The sequence below is a fragment of the Burkholderia alba genome, assembly GCF_034721475.1.
In the GTDB taxonomy this organism is placed as follows: domain Bacteria; phylum Pseudomonadota; class Gammaproteobacteria; order Burkholderiales; family Burkholderiaceae; genus Burkholderia; species Burkholderia alba.
Map to the genome: position 1 here is coordinate 1 of NZ_JAWJWL010000015.1, position 15,218 is coordinate 15,218.

General features: G+C 67.6%; 11 protein-coding genes. 5 read left to right on the forward strand and 6 right to left on the reverse strand.

All coding sequences use genetic code 11. From position 1 onward, the window contains the following. Both RZR99_RS17980 and RZR99_RS17985 read left to right on the forward strand, forming a co-directional pair. Window positions 1-294: cation transporting ATPase C-terminal domain-containing protein (locus tag RZR99_RS17980; protein ID WP_323120201.1), on the forward strand; the 294-nt coding region annotated here is incomplete at its 5' end. 75 nt (window positions 295-369) lie between these two features. Next, window positions 370-1,113, forward strand: coding sequence for a transporter (locus RZR99_RS17985; RefSeq protein WP_323121119.1), 744 nt, complete (start codon window positions 370-372; stop codon window positions 1,111-1,113). Window positions 1,114-1,166: 53 nt separating this feature from the next. Here the strand turns inward: RZR99_RS17985 and RZR99_RS17990 are convergent, their stop codons facing one another. Together RZR99_RS17990 and RZR99_RS17995 are read right to left on the reverse strand one after the other, a co-directional pair. Next, window positions 1,167-1,466, reverse strand: a complete 300-nt coding sequence (locus tag RZR99_RS17990; RefSeq protein WP_323121120.1) for a transcriptional regulator — start codon at window positions 1,464-1,466, stop codon at window positions 1,167-1,169. A 42-nt stretch (window positions 1,467-1,508) separates the two neighbouring features. Next, window positions 1,509-2,930 carry an aminotransferase-like domain-containing protein gene (locus tag RZR99_RS17995; protein ID WP_323121261.1) on the reverse strand — a complete coding sequence of 474 codons (1,422 nt, stop codon included), beginning with the start codon at window positions 2,928-2,930 and terminating at the stop codon, window positions 1,509-1,511. Between the two features lie 169 nt (window positions 2,931-3,099). Between RZR99_RS17995 and RZR99_RS18000 the strand changes: the two genes are divergently transcribed. Together RZR99_RS18000 and RZR99_RS18005 are read left to right on the forward strand one after the other, a co-directional pair. Then, window positions 3,100-5,418 carry an FdhF/YdeP family oxidoreductase gene (locus RZR99_RS18000; protein WP_323121121.1) on the forward strand — a complete coding sequence of 773 codons (2,319 nt, stop codon included), beginning with the start codon at window positions 3,100-3,102 and terminating at the stop codon, window positions 5,416-5,418. Between the two features lie 16 nt (window positions 5,419-5,434). Beyond that, a complete protein-coding gene (locus RZR99_RS18005) occupies window positions 5,435-6,295 on the forward strand; it encodes a bestrophin family protein (RefSeq protein WP_323121122.1) in 861 nt (286 codons plus the stop codon). 54 nt (window positions 6,296-6,349) lie between these two features. Here the strand turns inward: RZR99_RS18005 and RZR99_RS18010 are convergent, their stop codons facing one another. Further along, a complete protein-coding gene (locus RZR99_RS18010; protein ID WP_323121123.1) occupies window positions 6,350-7,657 on the reverse strand; it encodes an Nramp family divalent metal transporter in 1,308 nt (435 codons plus the stop codon). Window positions 7,658-7,735: 78 nt separating this feature from the next. Further along, window positions 7,736-8,992, reverse strand: a complete 1,257-nt coding sequence (locus RZR99_RS18015) for an oxalate decarboxylase family bicupin (protein WP_323121124.1) — start codon at window positions 8,990-8,992, stop codon at window positions 7,736-7,738. 283 nt (window positions 8,993-9,275) lie between these two features. On the opposite strand from RZR99_RS18015, the gene RZR99_RS18020 reads away from it, so the two are divergent. Further along, a complete protein-coding gene (locus RZR99_RS18020; protein WP_323121125.1) occupies window positions 9,276-10,868 on the forward strand; it encodes an ABC transporter substrate-binding protein in 1,593 nt (530 codons plus the stop codon). Between the two features lie 60 nt (window positions 10,869-10,928). On the opposite strand, the gene RZR99_RS18025 is transcribed toward RZR99_RS18020, so the two are convergent. Both RZR99_RS18025 and RZR99_RS18030 read right to left on the reverse strand, forming a co-directional pair. Continuing rightward, complete coding sequence (locus RZR99_RS18025; protein WP_323121126.1) at window positions 10,929-11,531, reverse strand: 2OG-Fe(II) oxygenase; 603 nt, start codon at window positions 11,529-11,531, stop codon at window positions 10,929-10,931. A 114-nt stretch (window positions 11,532-11,645) separates the two neighbouring features. After that, a complete protein-coding gene (locus tag RZR99_RS18030) occupies window positions 11,646-15,011 on the reverse strand; it encodes an autotransporter domain-containing protein (RefSeq protein ID WP_407655474.1) in 3,366 nt (1,121 codons plus the stop codon). Between the last annotated feature and the right edge of the window lie 207 nt (window positions 15,012-15,218).

Below are 15,218 nucleotides of genomic sequence, written 5' to 3' on the forward strand. Positions count from 1 at the left end.
AACTCCGGCTGGTTCATCGAAGGGCTGGTGTCGCAGACGCTCGTGGTGCACCTGCTGCGCACGCAGAAGATACCGTTTCTGCAAAGCACGGCCGCGCTGCCGGTGCTGCTGTCCACGGCGGTGGCGATCGGGATCGGCTGCTGGCTGCCGTTCTCTCCGTTCGCCGAGGCGCTCGGTTTCATCCATCTGCCGGGCAGCTACTGGTTCTGGCTGATCGCGACCATGGTCGGCTACATCGCGCTCGCGCAGATCGTGAAGACGGTCTACGTGAAGCGTTACCGGCAGTGGTTCTGACGCCCTCCTCCTGATGCGCTTCCGGCCCGCGCGATGCGCGGGCCGGTCTTGCCGACTCGCACCGACGTCATCGACATGAAAAAGATTCTCCCTTTCGCGACCGCGTGCTCGCTGATCGCACCGTTCGGCGCCCATGCCGCCCATCCGCTCGTCTCCGACGACACCGGCACCCAGGGCGACGGCAACTGGCAGTACGAACTCAACATGGAACAAACCTCGAAGGAAGAAGGAACCGGCCGCCAGCAACTGTGGAACACCACGCTGACACGCGGCTTCGGCCCATCGGTCGACCTGTATGTGAATGCGCCCTACACGCACGTGCAAACCCGCTCCGACGAAGCCGGTTCCGGCTTCGGGGACATCGAGATCGGCGCGAAGTGGCGCTTTCTCGAGCGCGGCCCGTTCAGCCTCGCGCTGAAACCGCGCATCAACGTGCCGACGGGCGACGATCACCACGGGCTCGGCAACGGCCGCGTCAATGCGGGCGCGACCCTGCTCGCGCAGTACGACGCCGGATCGTTCACGTTCCTCGCGAATGCCGGGGTCAACTATCAGCCGAACAGCCACGACGACATGACGTCGCTCTGGCAGGTGTCCGGCGCGGCGCTCTATCACGTGACCGACACGCTCCATCTAACGGTCGACATCGGCACGTCGCGCAACCCGGACCGCTCGCATCACGCGAACCCGGCCTTCCTGATCGCGGGCGCGATCTACTCGCCGCGCAACTGGCTCGACCTGGACATCGGCTACCGGCGCGGGCTGAACAATCAGACCTACGATCATTCGTTGATGGCGGGCCTGACCGCGCGCTGGTAGCGCACGCCACGGAGCGGCAACGATCGGGCGGCCCGCGGGCCGCCCGCTACGTTTCAGGGCGGCGGCGCGCCGTCGAACAGCGCGCCGCACAGCGCGCGCCCTTCCTCCGTCAGCGTCGCGCTGCCGGTGCCGTCGTCCCGGACCACGGTAACGGTCAGCCCGGCCGCGTCGAGCTGCGTCAGCGTGCGGCGCAGGCTGCTCATCGGCGTTTGCGCACGCTTGCTGAGCTTGGCGAGCGACCAGGGTTTGCCGGCCGGCTCCGCCGCCGCTTCGTGCAGGCAGGCCAGCAGCGCGGACAGCGCCGGATCGAGCGCCGCCTCCTCGCCGCCGTTCGGCTCCGTTGCTGGGTTCATCGTGTCTCTCCTCTTTTGTCCCGGGGGGCGATGCGCGGCCGCTCATCCGCGCGCGCAGCGCGCGGCCAGCTTGCCGAGCGTCTTGATCGCCTGCTCGATCTGCGGCGACCACGGATAACTGTAATTGAGCCGGATGAAATGCCGGTAGCCGTCCGTCGTCGAAAACATCTGCCCGGGGCCGATCGTGATCCGCTGCGCGAGCGCCAGCTGGTACAGTTGCATCGAATCCACCTGCGCCGGCAGTTCGACCCACAGCACGTAGCCGCCCATCGGCTGCGACAGCCGCGTGCCGTCGGGAAAGAAGCGCCGCACCATCGCGCTCATCAGGCTCGCCTGCTGCGCATAGATCCGGCGGATCTTGCGCAGATGATGATCGTAGCCGTCATGGCGCAGATATTCGGCGATCGCGAGCTGGTCGATCGCGGGAGTCGCGAGCGTGTTGAGGAATTTGAGCTTCTCGACCCGGTCGCGGTACCGCCCCGGCATCGCCCAGCCGACCCGGTACGCGGGCGACAGGCTCTTCGAAAACGACGCGCAGTGCAACACCAGCCCGCGCCGGTCGAACGTCTTCAGCGCGCTCGGCCGGCCGTCGCCGTAATACAGCTCGTGATACACGTCGTTCTCGATGACCGGCACGTCGTGACGCGCCAGCAGCTCGACGAGTGCGCGCTTGCGGTCGTCCGGCATCTGGAAACCGAGCGGATTCTGGAAATTCGGCATCACCATGCATGCGGCGATCCGCTCGCGCGCGAGGATCTGCTCGAGCGCGCCGAGATCGATGCCCTCGCCCGGGTGCGTCGCGACCTCGATCGCGCGCATGCCGAGCCGCTCGATCGCGTGGAGCATCGCGTAGAAGGTCGGCGATTCCACCGCGATCGTGTCGCCCGGCTTCGCGACCGCCTGCACGCACAGATTAATCGCCTCGGTCGCCCCGATCGTGACGACGATCTCGTCCGGCTCGACCGGCACGCCGTTTTCCAGGTAGCGGCGCGCGATCTGGCGGATCAGGTCCGGATTGCCCGGCGGCAGATCGTCGATCACGCCCCAGCGCGTGCGCCGCCGCGCGATCGCCTGCGCGTGCCGGGCGATCCGCTGCGACGGAAACACCGTGGAATCGGGATACGGCGAGCCGAGCGGTACCGCGTCGTCCCGCGCGATCGAGCGCAGCGTCGACAGCACGAGGCGGCTCACGTCGACCTGCGCGGACACCGCGACGGGCGCCGATGCATGCAGCTCGGGCGCCGCCGCATCGCGCGCGCGCGCCCGCACGAAGTAGCCGGACTGCGGCCGGCTTTCGATCGCGCCCCGGCTTTCCAGCACCAGGTACGCGCGCACCACGGTCGTGATGCTGACCTGTTGCTGGCGGCTGGTGTGCCGCACCGACGGAATCCGCTCGCCCGGCCGGTACACGCCGCGCCGGATCATGCCGTCGATGTCGTCCGCCAGTTTCTCGTAGAGCTTCACGTCGAACCCTTTCAAATATCTTTCGAAAGTACAGTTTACTGATGCGTTGCACCAGAATTCAAAACTGTACTCTTTTTCCAGATCGGGAGGTGTGCGTACAGCCCGCGCCCACGGGCGTTTACGCTCGATGCATCGCCGTCCCGAGCGGCACCCCGACCATCGCCGCACCATGAAAAAGAAAGCTTCCGCCGCACGCATCGAACCGTACACCCACCCGGCCGCCGGCTGGGGCGCGCTCAAGTACGTCGCGATCAACCTGATCAAGGAGAAGGTGTCGGGCGGCAACTACCGCGCGCTGCTGCGCCAGAACCAGCCCGACGGCTTCGACTGCCCGGGTTGCGCGTGGCCCGACCGCCAGCACGCGTCGACCTTCGAGTTCTGCGAGAACGGCGTGAAGGCCGTGGCGGCGGAGGCCACCACGAAGCGGGTCACACCGAGGTTCTTCGCCGAACACACCGTGACGTCGCTGCTCGACCAGTCGGACTACGACCTCGAACAGCACGGCCGCCTCACCGACCCGATGGCGTACGACCCGCTCACCGACCGCTACGAGCCGATCTCGTGGGACGCCGCATTCGAGCTGATCGCGCGGCATCTGCGCGCGCTCGGCGATCCGGACCAGGCGTCGTTCTACACGTCGGGCCGCGCGAGCAACGAGGCCGCGTTTCTCTACCAGCTGTTCGTGCGCCTCTACGGCACCAACAACTTCCCCGACTGCTCGAACATGTGCCACGAGGCGACCAGCCGGGGCCTGCCCGCGACCGTCGGCGTCGGCAAGGGTACGGTCACGCTCGGCGACTTCGAGGAAGCCGACACGATCCTGATCTTCGGCCAGAATCCCGCGACCAATCACCCGCGGATGCTCGGCGAACTGCGCGAATGCGCGAAGCGCGGCGCGACCATCGTGTCGATCAATCCGCTCAAGGAGCGCGGCCTCGAACGCTTCGCGAGTCCGCAGCACCCGGTGGAAATGCTGACGATGTCGAGCACGCCGATCGCGACCACCTTCATCCAGCCGGTCATCGGCGGCGATTTCGCGCTGATCAAGGGCGTCGCGAAACGCGTGCTCGAATTCGACGACGCCGCGCGCGAGCAAGGCGCGGAGCGCGTGCTCGATCTCGCGTTCATCGCCGAGCACACGAGCGGCTTCGACGCGTTCGCCGCCGACCTGCGCGCCGAAAGCTGGGCAGCGCTGAGCGCCGAGAGCGGCGTATCCTTCGAGCAGATCGACACGCTCGCGCAGATCTATGCGCGCGGCCGGCGCACCATCGTCACGTGGGGCATGGGCATCACGCAGCACAAGCATTCGGTCGCGACCGTGCACATGCTGTCGAACCTGATGCTGATGCGCGGCAACATCGGCCGGCCCGGCGCGGGACTCTGTCCGGTGCGCGGCCATTCGAACGTACAGGGCAACCGCACGGTGGGCATCGAGGAGAAGCCCACCCAGGCGTTCCTCGACCGGCTCGGGCGCGTGTTCGGCTTCGAGCCGCCGCGCCGCCACGGCTACGACGTCGTCGAAACGATCGAGGCGATGCTCGAAGGCCGTATCAAGGTGTTCGTCGGGCTCGGCGGCAACTTCGCGATGGCGACGCCCGACACGCCGCGCACCTGGGAAGGTCTGCGCAACTGCGACCTGACCGTGCACATCACGACCAAGCTGAACCGCAGCCACCTGATCCACGGCCGCGAGGCGCTGATCCTGCCGACGCTCGGCCGCACCGAGATCGACCTGCAGAACGGCGTCGCGCAGGGCGTGACGGTCGAGGATTCGATGAGCATGGTGCACGTGTCGTACGGGATGAACCAGCCGGCATCGCCGAACCTGCTGTCGGAACCCGCGATCGTCGCGCGGATGGCGCACGCCGTGTTCGGCGGCGACAAGATCGACTGGCTCGGCTACATGAACGACTACGCGCATATACGCGACGCGATCGAGCGGACCTTCGACGGCTTCGCCGACTACAACGCGCGGATCGCCCGGCCGGGCGGCTTCCACCTGGGCGTGGCGTCGCGCGAGCGGGTCTGGCTCACGCCGACCGGCAAGGCCAACTTCATCGCGCACGCGCTGCCCGCCGACACGCCGATCCAGCGCGCCCGCGCGCTGCACGGCGAGCGCCTGATGACGCTGATGACGACCCGCTCGCACGACCAGTACAACACGACCATCTACGCGCTCGACGATCGCTACCGCGGCGTGTACGGCCAGCGCCGCGTGGTGTTCGCGAACCCCGACGATCTCGCGATGCTCGGCTTCGCGGCCGGCGAGTGGGTGGATCTCGAAACGGTGTGGGACGACGGCATCGAGCGGCGCGCCAACGGCTTCCTGCTGGTCGCCTACGACATTCCGCGCGGCTGCCTGGGCGCGTATTACCCGGAAACCAATCCGCTCGTGCCGCTCGACAGCGTGGGCGATGTCTGCAACACGCCGACGTCGAAGTCGATTCCGGTGCTGCTGCACCGCTCGGCGCTCGGCGCGGCGGCTTGAGCGCGCGGAAACCCCGATGATCGTCAGACCTCGCGAGCACTGGTTCAGGATGCTGTTCATCTGGAACGGTTCGGTGCTGCAATCGATCCTGCCTCAGCTCGGGCTGATGTTCGGCATCAGCCTGCTCGCACTGCTGACCGACGGCCGGATTCTCGGCGAAAAGGTACCGCTCAACCCGACGCCGTTCACGCTCGCGGGCCTCGCGCTCGCGATCTTCGCCGCGTTTCGCAACAACGCGAGCTACGACCGCTATCGGGAAGCGCGCACGCTGTGGGGCGGCGTGCTGAAGGCCGCGCGGGCGCTGACCTCGCAGATGCTGTGCTACGTCGCGCCGCAGGCGCCGGAATTCGACCGCGCCGGGTTCGTCCGCGCGACGGTGGGCTTCGTCTACGCGCTCAAGCATCAGCTGCGCGGCACCGATCCTTCGGCGGACCTCGCCCGCTACCTGCCGGCCGACGCGCTGCCGGCCGTCGCCGCCGCGCGCTACCAGCCGATCGCGATGCTTCATGCGCTGCGCGGCGAACTGGCCGTCCAGCACCGCGCGGGCGCGCTGACCGACACCCGGCTGTGGATGCTCGACGCGCAGTTGAACGAGCTGGGCGCGATGGTGGCCGGCTGCGAGCGGATCCAGTCGACGCCGATCCCGTTCGCCTACCACGTGCTGTTGCACCGGACCATCTACGCGTACTGCATGATGCTGCCGTTCGGCCTCGTCGATTCGATCGGCATCGCGACGCCGTTCGTCACCGTGTTCGTGTCCTACACATTGATCGCGCTCGATGCGATCACGCGGCAGATCGAGCGCTCGGTGCTCGCGCTGAACGGCGACGCGTTGCCGGAGGAAATTCAGGCCAACGGCCACTACGAACTGAGCTGATCCGCCGCCGGGCATCCGCGCCTGCGCCGCGCACCCGGTTCGATATCGCCCGCCTCAATTGAACGTCGCCCAGACCAGATACCCGTTCAACGCGACGATCACCACCGTGGCCGCTCCCGCGACCGCCCGCATCGGCCAGCGCATCGCATAGCCGCCCAGCAGGTCCGTGCGGCTCGACAGCAGCAGCAACGCGACCATCGGCAGCGGCAGGACGAGGCTCAGCACGACCTGGCTCAGCACCATCGCATTCGTCACGTTGCAGCCGAGCGCGACCACCACGAACGCCGGCACAATCGTCACGGCCCGCCGTACCCAGATCGGCACGCGGCGACGAATGAAGCCCTGCATCACGACCTGCCCCGCCATCGTGCCGACCACCGAACTGGAAATGCCCGAGGTCATCAGCGCGATCAGGAACAAGGCCGCCGCCGCCGGCCCGAGCACCGGGATCAGCGTGTGATACGCGTCGCCGATATCGGTCATGCCCGGCGCGGCGCGATGAAACGCCGACGACGCCATCATCACCATCGCCAGATTCACGAGGCCCGCGAGACCGAGCGCAACCGCCACCTCGCGATTCGAGAAGCGCAGCAGGCGTCGCCGCTCGCCGTCGTTGCGCGGCACCGTGCGGCCCTGCGTGAGCCCCGAATGCAGATAGAGCGTGTGCGGCATGATGGTCGCGCCGATGATGCCCACCGCGAGCGTCAGCGCCGCGTGATCCCTGATCTGCGGCACGACCAGGTGGAACGCCGCCGCGTGCCAGTCCTGCGGCGCGATCAGCAGTTCGCCCAGATAGCTCGCGCCGATCACGCCGACCAGCGCCGCGATCACCGCTTCGAGCGGCCGGAAGCCGCGCTTCTCGAGCATCAGGATCGCGCACGTGACCACCGCCGTCGCGACCATTCCGACGATGAGCGGCACGTGCAGCAGCAATCCGAACGCGAGCGCGCCGCCGAGGAATTCGGCGAGATCGGTCGCCATCGCCGCCACTTCGGACGCCACCCACATGCCCCAGACGACTGCCGGCGGAAAATGCTCGCGGCACAGTTCGGCGAGGTTGCGGCCTGTCACGATGCCGAGCTTGGCCGACATCGCCTGGAACAGCATCGCGATCACGTTCGCGATCAGCACGACCCACAACAGCTGGTAGCCGTACGCGGCGCCCGCCTGGATATTGGTCGCGAAATTGCCGGGGTCCATGTAGCCGATCGACGCGATGACGGCCGGTCCGACGAACGGCAGCATCGCCGCCCAGCCGGTGCGGCGTCCTTCGAGCGCGGCGCGCGCCGCGTCGGCGGTGCGCAGGGTGGCCGTGCCTGCGGACGACGCACTGCCAAAAGATTTGCTCAACGTGGAAAGCATGATGAAGTTCCGTTCGATAGCGATGCGCGGCGGCGGGTGCGCCGCGTCTGAAACGGCCCGGCGTACCGGGCCGGCCCGTCAAACCGGCACCACGTCCGGCCGATTGCGCGGAATCTGCTGGATGATCTCGGGCGCCAGATTCAGATGCTCGGCGACGAGTCGCGGCGGGGTATGCGCGAGCCAGTCGGACAGCGACACCTCCGCGTAGTGGTCCGACTTGAAGATCTCGAGAAACTGCAGATCCGTGCTGCCGGTGTTCTGCACGTAGTGGCCGAGGCTCTTCTTCACATAGCCGACGTCGCCCGCGCGAAAATCCGCGGTGGTCGCCTTCGGACCGGTGTCGAACACGGTCATTCGCGCTTCGCCCCGAATGTAGTATTGCCACTCGTCGGCATTCGGATGCCAGTGCAACTCGCGCATCCCGCCCGGCTTCACGGTAACGAGCGCCGCCGCCACCGTCTTCGACACGTTGAAGTTGCCGCTGTCGACGATCCGCACCTCGCCGCCGCGCGTCTTGACGTTCGGCGCCATGTCGCCCATCGAAAAGATGAACGGTTGCTTCGGCGCGCCGCGCGACGATGCCGACGCGCGCTGCGCTTCGGCGAGCGGCCCCGGGTCGCCGCCCTGGAAGATCCATAGATTGTCGAGCGGAATCCGCTGGAACGCGTCGGCGGGCACGCCGAAGTTCAGCGCCAGCACGTCCGGCGGCGTATGCGCGATCCAGTCGGTCAGCAGCAGCGTGTTGAATTCCGATGCGCGGCCGTTGTCGAACGCCAGCATGAACTCCGCGCCGTCGGTGCCGATTCCCTGCAGCGAATGCGGCAGGCCGGGCGGGAAATACCACAGGTCGCCCTGCTTCACGTCCTGCACCGAAGGCCGGCCCGCCTCGTCGAGCACGGTGATCCGGCAGCGTCCGTCCAGCATGAACGCCCACTCCGCCTGCTGATGCCAATGCATTTCACGAATCCCGCCGCGCGTCAGCCGCATATTGACGCCCGAGATGGTTTCGGAAATCGCGAAGTCGTCCTGCGTGACCTCGCGCGCCCAGCCGCCGTTCTGAATGCGTTTATGCGCATTATTGAACGACGCCCAGAATAACGGCATCCCGTTAATATCGGTGGCCGGCGGATTTTGAAACGAAGGAAACTGATTCATCAAGGCCCGGTTTTGCGGGCCGGGATCGGTCAGGCTTTGGGGATTGCGGGCATTGACCGCGCCTTCGGGCGGGCTATCGGGATTGCCGAACGATGCAGCCTTCGCGGATACCGCGATCCCGGCCGCGGCGATCGCGCCCGCCGTGCCCGCCAGCATTTTTCGCCTGGATAGATTCGTCATGAACGCCTCTTTGTCGATTAATGAAATTCATGCGCTTTGCGGAATACCGGGGCGATTTTCCTGAAATCGTCCGATCCACCCGCTCAGTTAAATACAGATTCGCCTGAAAATTAAATGACTTGTTCAGATGAAGCGATGAGTTAATCTGATTCGCTTTAACTCTGTAATCTATTGCGGCGCAGCGACGCCGCCGGCGGTGTGCGGCCGCGCGACGCACCGTTTTCTGAAACCGGAGCGGCGATGAGAGAATCGCGGGGTGTCCTCTTTTCCCGTCGGAGCCTGCATGAAGCGTTTGCTGTCCCTGCTCGTCGTCATCGCCGCGGTTGCCGCGCTGACGCCCGCCTTCCCCGCCCGGGCCGCCACTCCGCCCGGCATCTTCGTGATCGCCACGCAGATCGGCGAATTCACGACGCTCGACCCGAGCGAGATCTACGAGCTGGTGCCGTCCGAGTACGTCGCGAACACCTACGAGCGCCTCGTGCGCGTCGATCTGCGCGATCCGGCCAAGTTCAACGGCAAGATCGCGCAATCGTGGAGCGTCGGCGCCGACGGCGTCACCTATACGTTCAAGCTGCGCCCCGGCCTGACGTTCCATTCCGGCAATCCGGTGACCGCCGACGACGTCGCATGGTCGCTGCAGCGCACGGTGCTGCTCGACAAGGGGCCGGCGGGCGTGCTCGCCGATCTCGGCCTGACGAAAGACAACGTGATGCGCAAGGTAAGGAAGATCGACGACCAGACCGTGTCGCTCGAAACCGACCGCAAGTACGCACCGAGCTTCGTGCTGAACGTGCTGAGCGCGGGGCCCGCCTCGGTCCTCGACCGGAAGCTGCTGCGCTCGCACGAACAGAACGGCGACTTCGGCAACGCGTGGCTGAAGAACAACGACGCGGGTTCGGGGCCGTACAGGCTCGTCAAGTGGACGCCGAACGAGAGCATCGTGCTGCAGCGCTTCGACGCGTACCGCACGCCGTATCCGATGAAGCGCATCGTGTTGCGTCACGTGCCCGAGGCCTCGGCGCAGCGGCTGCTGCTCGAGAACGGCGACGTCGACGCCGCGCGCAACCTGAGCCCCGACAGCCTCGATGCGCTGACGAAGGCCGGCAAGATCAAGGTGGCGTCGTGGCCCGTCTCGGCGCTGCTCTACCTGAGCCTCAACACGAAGAACCCGAACCTGGCGAAACCCGAAGTGCAGGAAGCGATGAAGTGGCTCGTCGACTACAACGGCATCCAGCGCAACATCATCAGCACGACCTACAAGGTGCACCAGACCTTCCTCCCCGACGGCTTCCTCGGCGTGCTGAACGCCAACCCGTACCAGCAGAACGTCGCGAAGGCGAAAGCGCTGCTCGCGAAGGCCGGCGTGCCGAACGGCTTCGCGGTCACGATGGACATGCCGAACGACTATCCGTACGTCGAGATCGCACAGGCGCTGCAGGCGAACTTCGCGCAGGCCGGCATCAAGGTGAAGCTGCTGCCCGGCGACGCGAAGCAGGCGATCGGCAAGTACCGCGCGCGCCAGCACGACATCTTCATCGGCGAATGGTCGCCGGATTACATGGACCCGAACAGCAACGCGCGCGGCTTCGCGTGGAATCCGGACAATTCGGAGCAGTCGACATCGAAAATGCTCGCGTGGCGCAACAGCTGGGACATCCCGCAGCTGACCGCGCAGACCGAGGCGGCGCTCGTCGAGCCGGCGCCGGCCAAGCGCGCGAAGCTGTACCAGTCGCTGCAGCAGGCGGTGCTCGACCACTCGCCGTTCATCATCATGTTCGAGAAGGTCGTGCAGGTGGCGACCCGGCCGGGCGTGACGGGACCGGAGATCGGGCCGATCAACGACCTGGTCTCGTATGAGACGTTGAAGAAGCAATAGGCGGGATCGATTCGAGCGGACCGGTTTCGGCGCCGGGCCGCCGGTCCGGCGCCGCCCGCGTCACGCGGGCAACTGCGTCTTGAACATCAGCGTGATTCGCATCGTCGGGCACGCGCGCGACACGCCGCGCGCGACGTGATGGACGAAACCCGGAAAAATCAGCAGCCGATTCGGCTTCGGATAGACCGCCGCCAGGATGTCGCTCTTGTCCTTGTTGAAGAGCAGCGTCTCGCCGCCCCAGTCGGCGTCCCAGTGCGCATGCGGGTAATACACCGCCGTGCAGGCGCCGACCGCCAGCGAATCGGTATGCACGGCGCCGTCGGTGCCGTACGGGAGCGCGTTCGCATAGCAGCTTTGCAGCGCGTGCCGCTGCAGATAGGTTTGCGCCAGACGCCGCCAGCAGCCGTACAACAGCGGCGCGGCGCTCGCCAGCGCATCTTCCGCGCCCGGGCCGGGAGGCTGCGCGGGGTCCCGCGACCCGGCGAAATGCCGGTTCCAGAACGGCTGCGCGCCCGCGCCGTTGTGCGAACGCCAGCCGTGGTGCCACGGGCCGGACGACAGCCATTGCGCGATCTCCGCCTGTTCGGCCGGCGGCAGCAGATCGTCGACGATCGTGATGTCCTGCCACGCGCGGGCGGCGCCCGGCTGCGATAAAGTGTCCATCTCATTCCCGAAATTGATGCGGGCGGCCACCGACGCGCCGCCCGCTTGACGCGAGGATACCGCCTCCGGCGCGCGGAGCGCGGCCCGAGTTCCGAGCCGCACGCCGCGCCCGCGTCAGAACTTCCAGTTCAGGCTGCCCTGCACCGCGTGATCCGACTGGCGGCTCGCGAGCGATCCCGAGTAACCGACGCTCAGGCGCCCGTTCCTGCCGAGCGCCAGCCCCGCGTTCAGGCTCACGACGGCCGCGTCCTTCGCGACCGGCACGCTCGACACCGTGAACACGCTGCTCCCGGTCGCGAACGCGAGCGAACCGACGGGGCGCCCGCTCGTCAGCGCGTGCTGCCAACCCGCGCTGCCCTCCAGCGTCAGTTGCAGCGCGGACGTGAGCGCGAGCCCCGTGGCGCCGCGTACCCCGAGCGTCGAGAACGTGACGTCGTGATTGCCTTCCTGCACGCGCAGCGCCGCCGCACCGCCGGTCTCGGTCGCGCCGTGGTTCTTCAAGTGCACGTACGCGAGGCGGCCGAACGGTTCGACCGTCGCGTCGCCGCCCAGCGCGAAACGATAGCCGGCTTCGCCGAACACCTGGGTCGACTCCGCATTGAGCGTGGTCGTCTCGTTTTCCGCCGTCCCGCCGTATTGAACCGACCGGTCGATGCCGCCGCGATGCCAGGCGTGCACCGCGCCCACGCGCACGCCGAGCGCGCCAGGCTGCCAGCCCGCATACGCGCCGAGATGAAAGCTGTCGAACGATGCGGACGACGGCTGATTCTTCAAGGTCACGCCGCTGTGGCTGTAGCCGGCGAGCCCGCCCGCGCGGAAGTCTCCCGCTACGGCCGCGTCCGCGCCCGCGAGCAAGCCGCCGGTCGAACTCGTATAGCCGTTGACGCCGTCGCCGCTCGCGCTGCCCCACGAGCCGAGCAGCCGCGCCCATGCCCCGGGCCGGCCGGGCGCGTCGCGCGCCGCCGACAAGCGCTCCAGCACCGCGTCGCGCACCTGGCGGCTCTCGTTGATCAGCGTGGCGTAGGCGGCCGGGTAGATCTCGCCCGTCAGTTGGGCGAGCGTGGCCTGAGGCGCTTGCGGCGAGGCGGCGAACAGTACGCTGTTGTAGAGCGCGCTGCCCGGATTCAGCGTTTCCAGCGCACGCGCGGCGCCGCGCTCGTTGTCGGTCCGCGCGACGCTCGCGAACGGCGTCGCGTTGCGATTCACGGTCAGGCTCACGTCCGTCGCGCCGTAGGCCAGCACCGGGCTGACGAACAGATAGCCGCCCGGCGCGACGAACTGGCCTTGCACGCCGCCCGCCGCGTTGAGGATCTGGAAGCGCCGGCCCAGCACGGAGCGCGACTGATCGGGGCTGAGCGGAGGCGGCGTATTCTCGAGCGCCAGCGTCACCGCCCCGCCCGCGAGTTGGGCGCGGCCGCCCGCGTCGATCCGGTCGCTCGCGCCGCCCGGCGACAGCTCGACCGCATAGGTCGACCCCGCCGCGAAACGCACGTCGCCGGAGACCGTCAGCGTGCCGATCGAATGGCCCGGCGCGACCGTGCCGCCGGCCGCCGCATTCAGCGTCCGCATCGATCCGTTGCCGTTCACGAGACCGCCGTTGCCGACCGACACGCCGCCGCTCGTGCCGTCGAGCGACGCACGCCCGCCGTCGACCGTCACGTCGCCGGTCCTGCCCGTGATCGCCGCGATGCCGAGCGACTGAACCGCCACGTTGCCGCTCGTGCCACCAAGCGACGCGAAGCCGCTCGCGACCCGCACGTCCCCGGTGGTGCCGGTCACGGCCGCCTTGCCCTGCCGGTCGACCGACAGGTTCGCGCTGGTGCCCGCGATCGTCGCGACGCCGCCGTTGACCGCGATGTCGGCCGCGCGGCCGTTCACCGTGAGCCGGCCCGCCGCGTTGACGACCGCGCCCGCCGCGATCGAGCCGTCGATTCTCAGTTCGCCGCCGTCGACCGTCGTCAGGCCGCGATAGGTATTCGCGCCGGACAGCGTCAGCGCGCCGTCGCCCGACTTGACGAGGCTGCCCTGGTATTCGCGTGCCTGATAAGCGGCTTCGCGCGCGGCGCCGACCGCATAGTCGACCCGATCGCCGTCGCTCGCGCCCGCGGGCAGCCCGCGCTCCCAGCCCTTCGCCTTCAGCGTGCCGAGCCAGGCCCGGTGTTCGGCGTCGTCCTCCTGCTTGCGCGCGGCGAGCGCCACGTCGGAGATGTCGTTCGACCAGACGTCGGCGACGCCCGCGGGCAACGCCGCGTTGAACGTGCCGAGCAGTTGCCCCGGGCCGTTCATCGCCTTTCTCAAGTCGACGAGCCCCCAGCCGCCGAACGTGTTCGGCACGCCGCTGTCGCCCGGCTTCGCCGGATGGATCGTCGAATACAGCGAATTGTTGGTGTAATCCTGGCGGCTCGGGTCCGGCACCATGTTCTGCGCCGTCGTGAACATCACGGACAGCGCTTGCTCGCTCGTCATGTACGGGAACCGCTCCATGATCAGCGCGAGCGCCGCCGATGCGTGCGGCGCGGCGGCCGACGTGCCGTTGAAGTTCGCGTAGGTCGCACCGGTCGGCGCCGATGACGGACCGGAATACGACGTCGACGGCACGCCCGTCGGCGCCATCACGCACCACCATTTCGCGATGCCGCACCGGTTGTAGACCTGCCCGCTCAGCTGATCGTAGCCGGTCGTCGTCATCCAGTGCCCTTCCAGTTCCGGATGGAAATACGCATACGAGCCGCGCAGGCTGGCGTTGTCGTAGCCGGAATTGCCCGAGCTGAAATTGTTGATCACGCCGTCGCGCGACACCTTGGCCGCCGCATCGAGCCAGGTGCCCTGGCCGGTTTTGCTGCGTACGCCTTCGTGCAATTTGTACGCGTCGATCACTTTCTCGGCGGTGCTGTAGTTTTCGTTCGACGGCTGCGAGCCCCAGCTGTTGCTGATGATCTTCACGCCCTTCGCGGCCAGCGCATCGTAGACATCGGAAAAATACTTCGCATCCGAGGTCGGAAATTTCGGATCGGACACGCCGAACAGAAAACCGTCGGTCGCGTTCGTATTGCCGAAGAACACCTTCGCGTCCGGCGCGACGCCTTGCATGCCGACACCGTCGCGCGCCCCGCCGACGACGCCGGCCACGAGCGTGCCGTGATTGTTGTTGCGCGAATTCAGCATGCCCGATACGCCGTCCGACGACACCGGGATGAAGCGTCCGGCGGGCAGTTCGGGATGCTGCGCGTAATAGCCGGAATCCAGCACGCCGATCGTGATATTGGCACCGGTGAAGCCCGCCGCGTATGCATACTCCGCATGCATCGCGCCGAGCCCCCATTCCTTCACGAATTCCGGCGTCCGCCAGCTGGCCGGATCGCCGCGCCGGCCCGGATCCTGATAAGGCGCGGGCGGCGCGGTCTGGGCCCAGCCGGGCCGGGCCGCGACCGCCGCCGCGACCATCAGCGGGAACAGCAGCTTCGAGCCCGCGCCGGGCATCGTTCCTGAATATTTACGCCTGGACATCGCGTCGCTCCTCGTTATTCAGATTATTAGAAGTCCTAATGCCACGCATCGCTGTCTCTCCGTTATCGGCGGCCCCCTCCTTCCGTTTCGCCCACGCGATACGCGCGCGGCTCGCCACGCCGCCGTGACGCCGGGCATCCGGCGCACGCGGCTGACGGCCCTCGGATTCGGATCGGTACT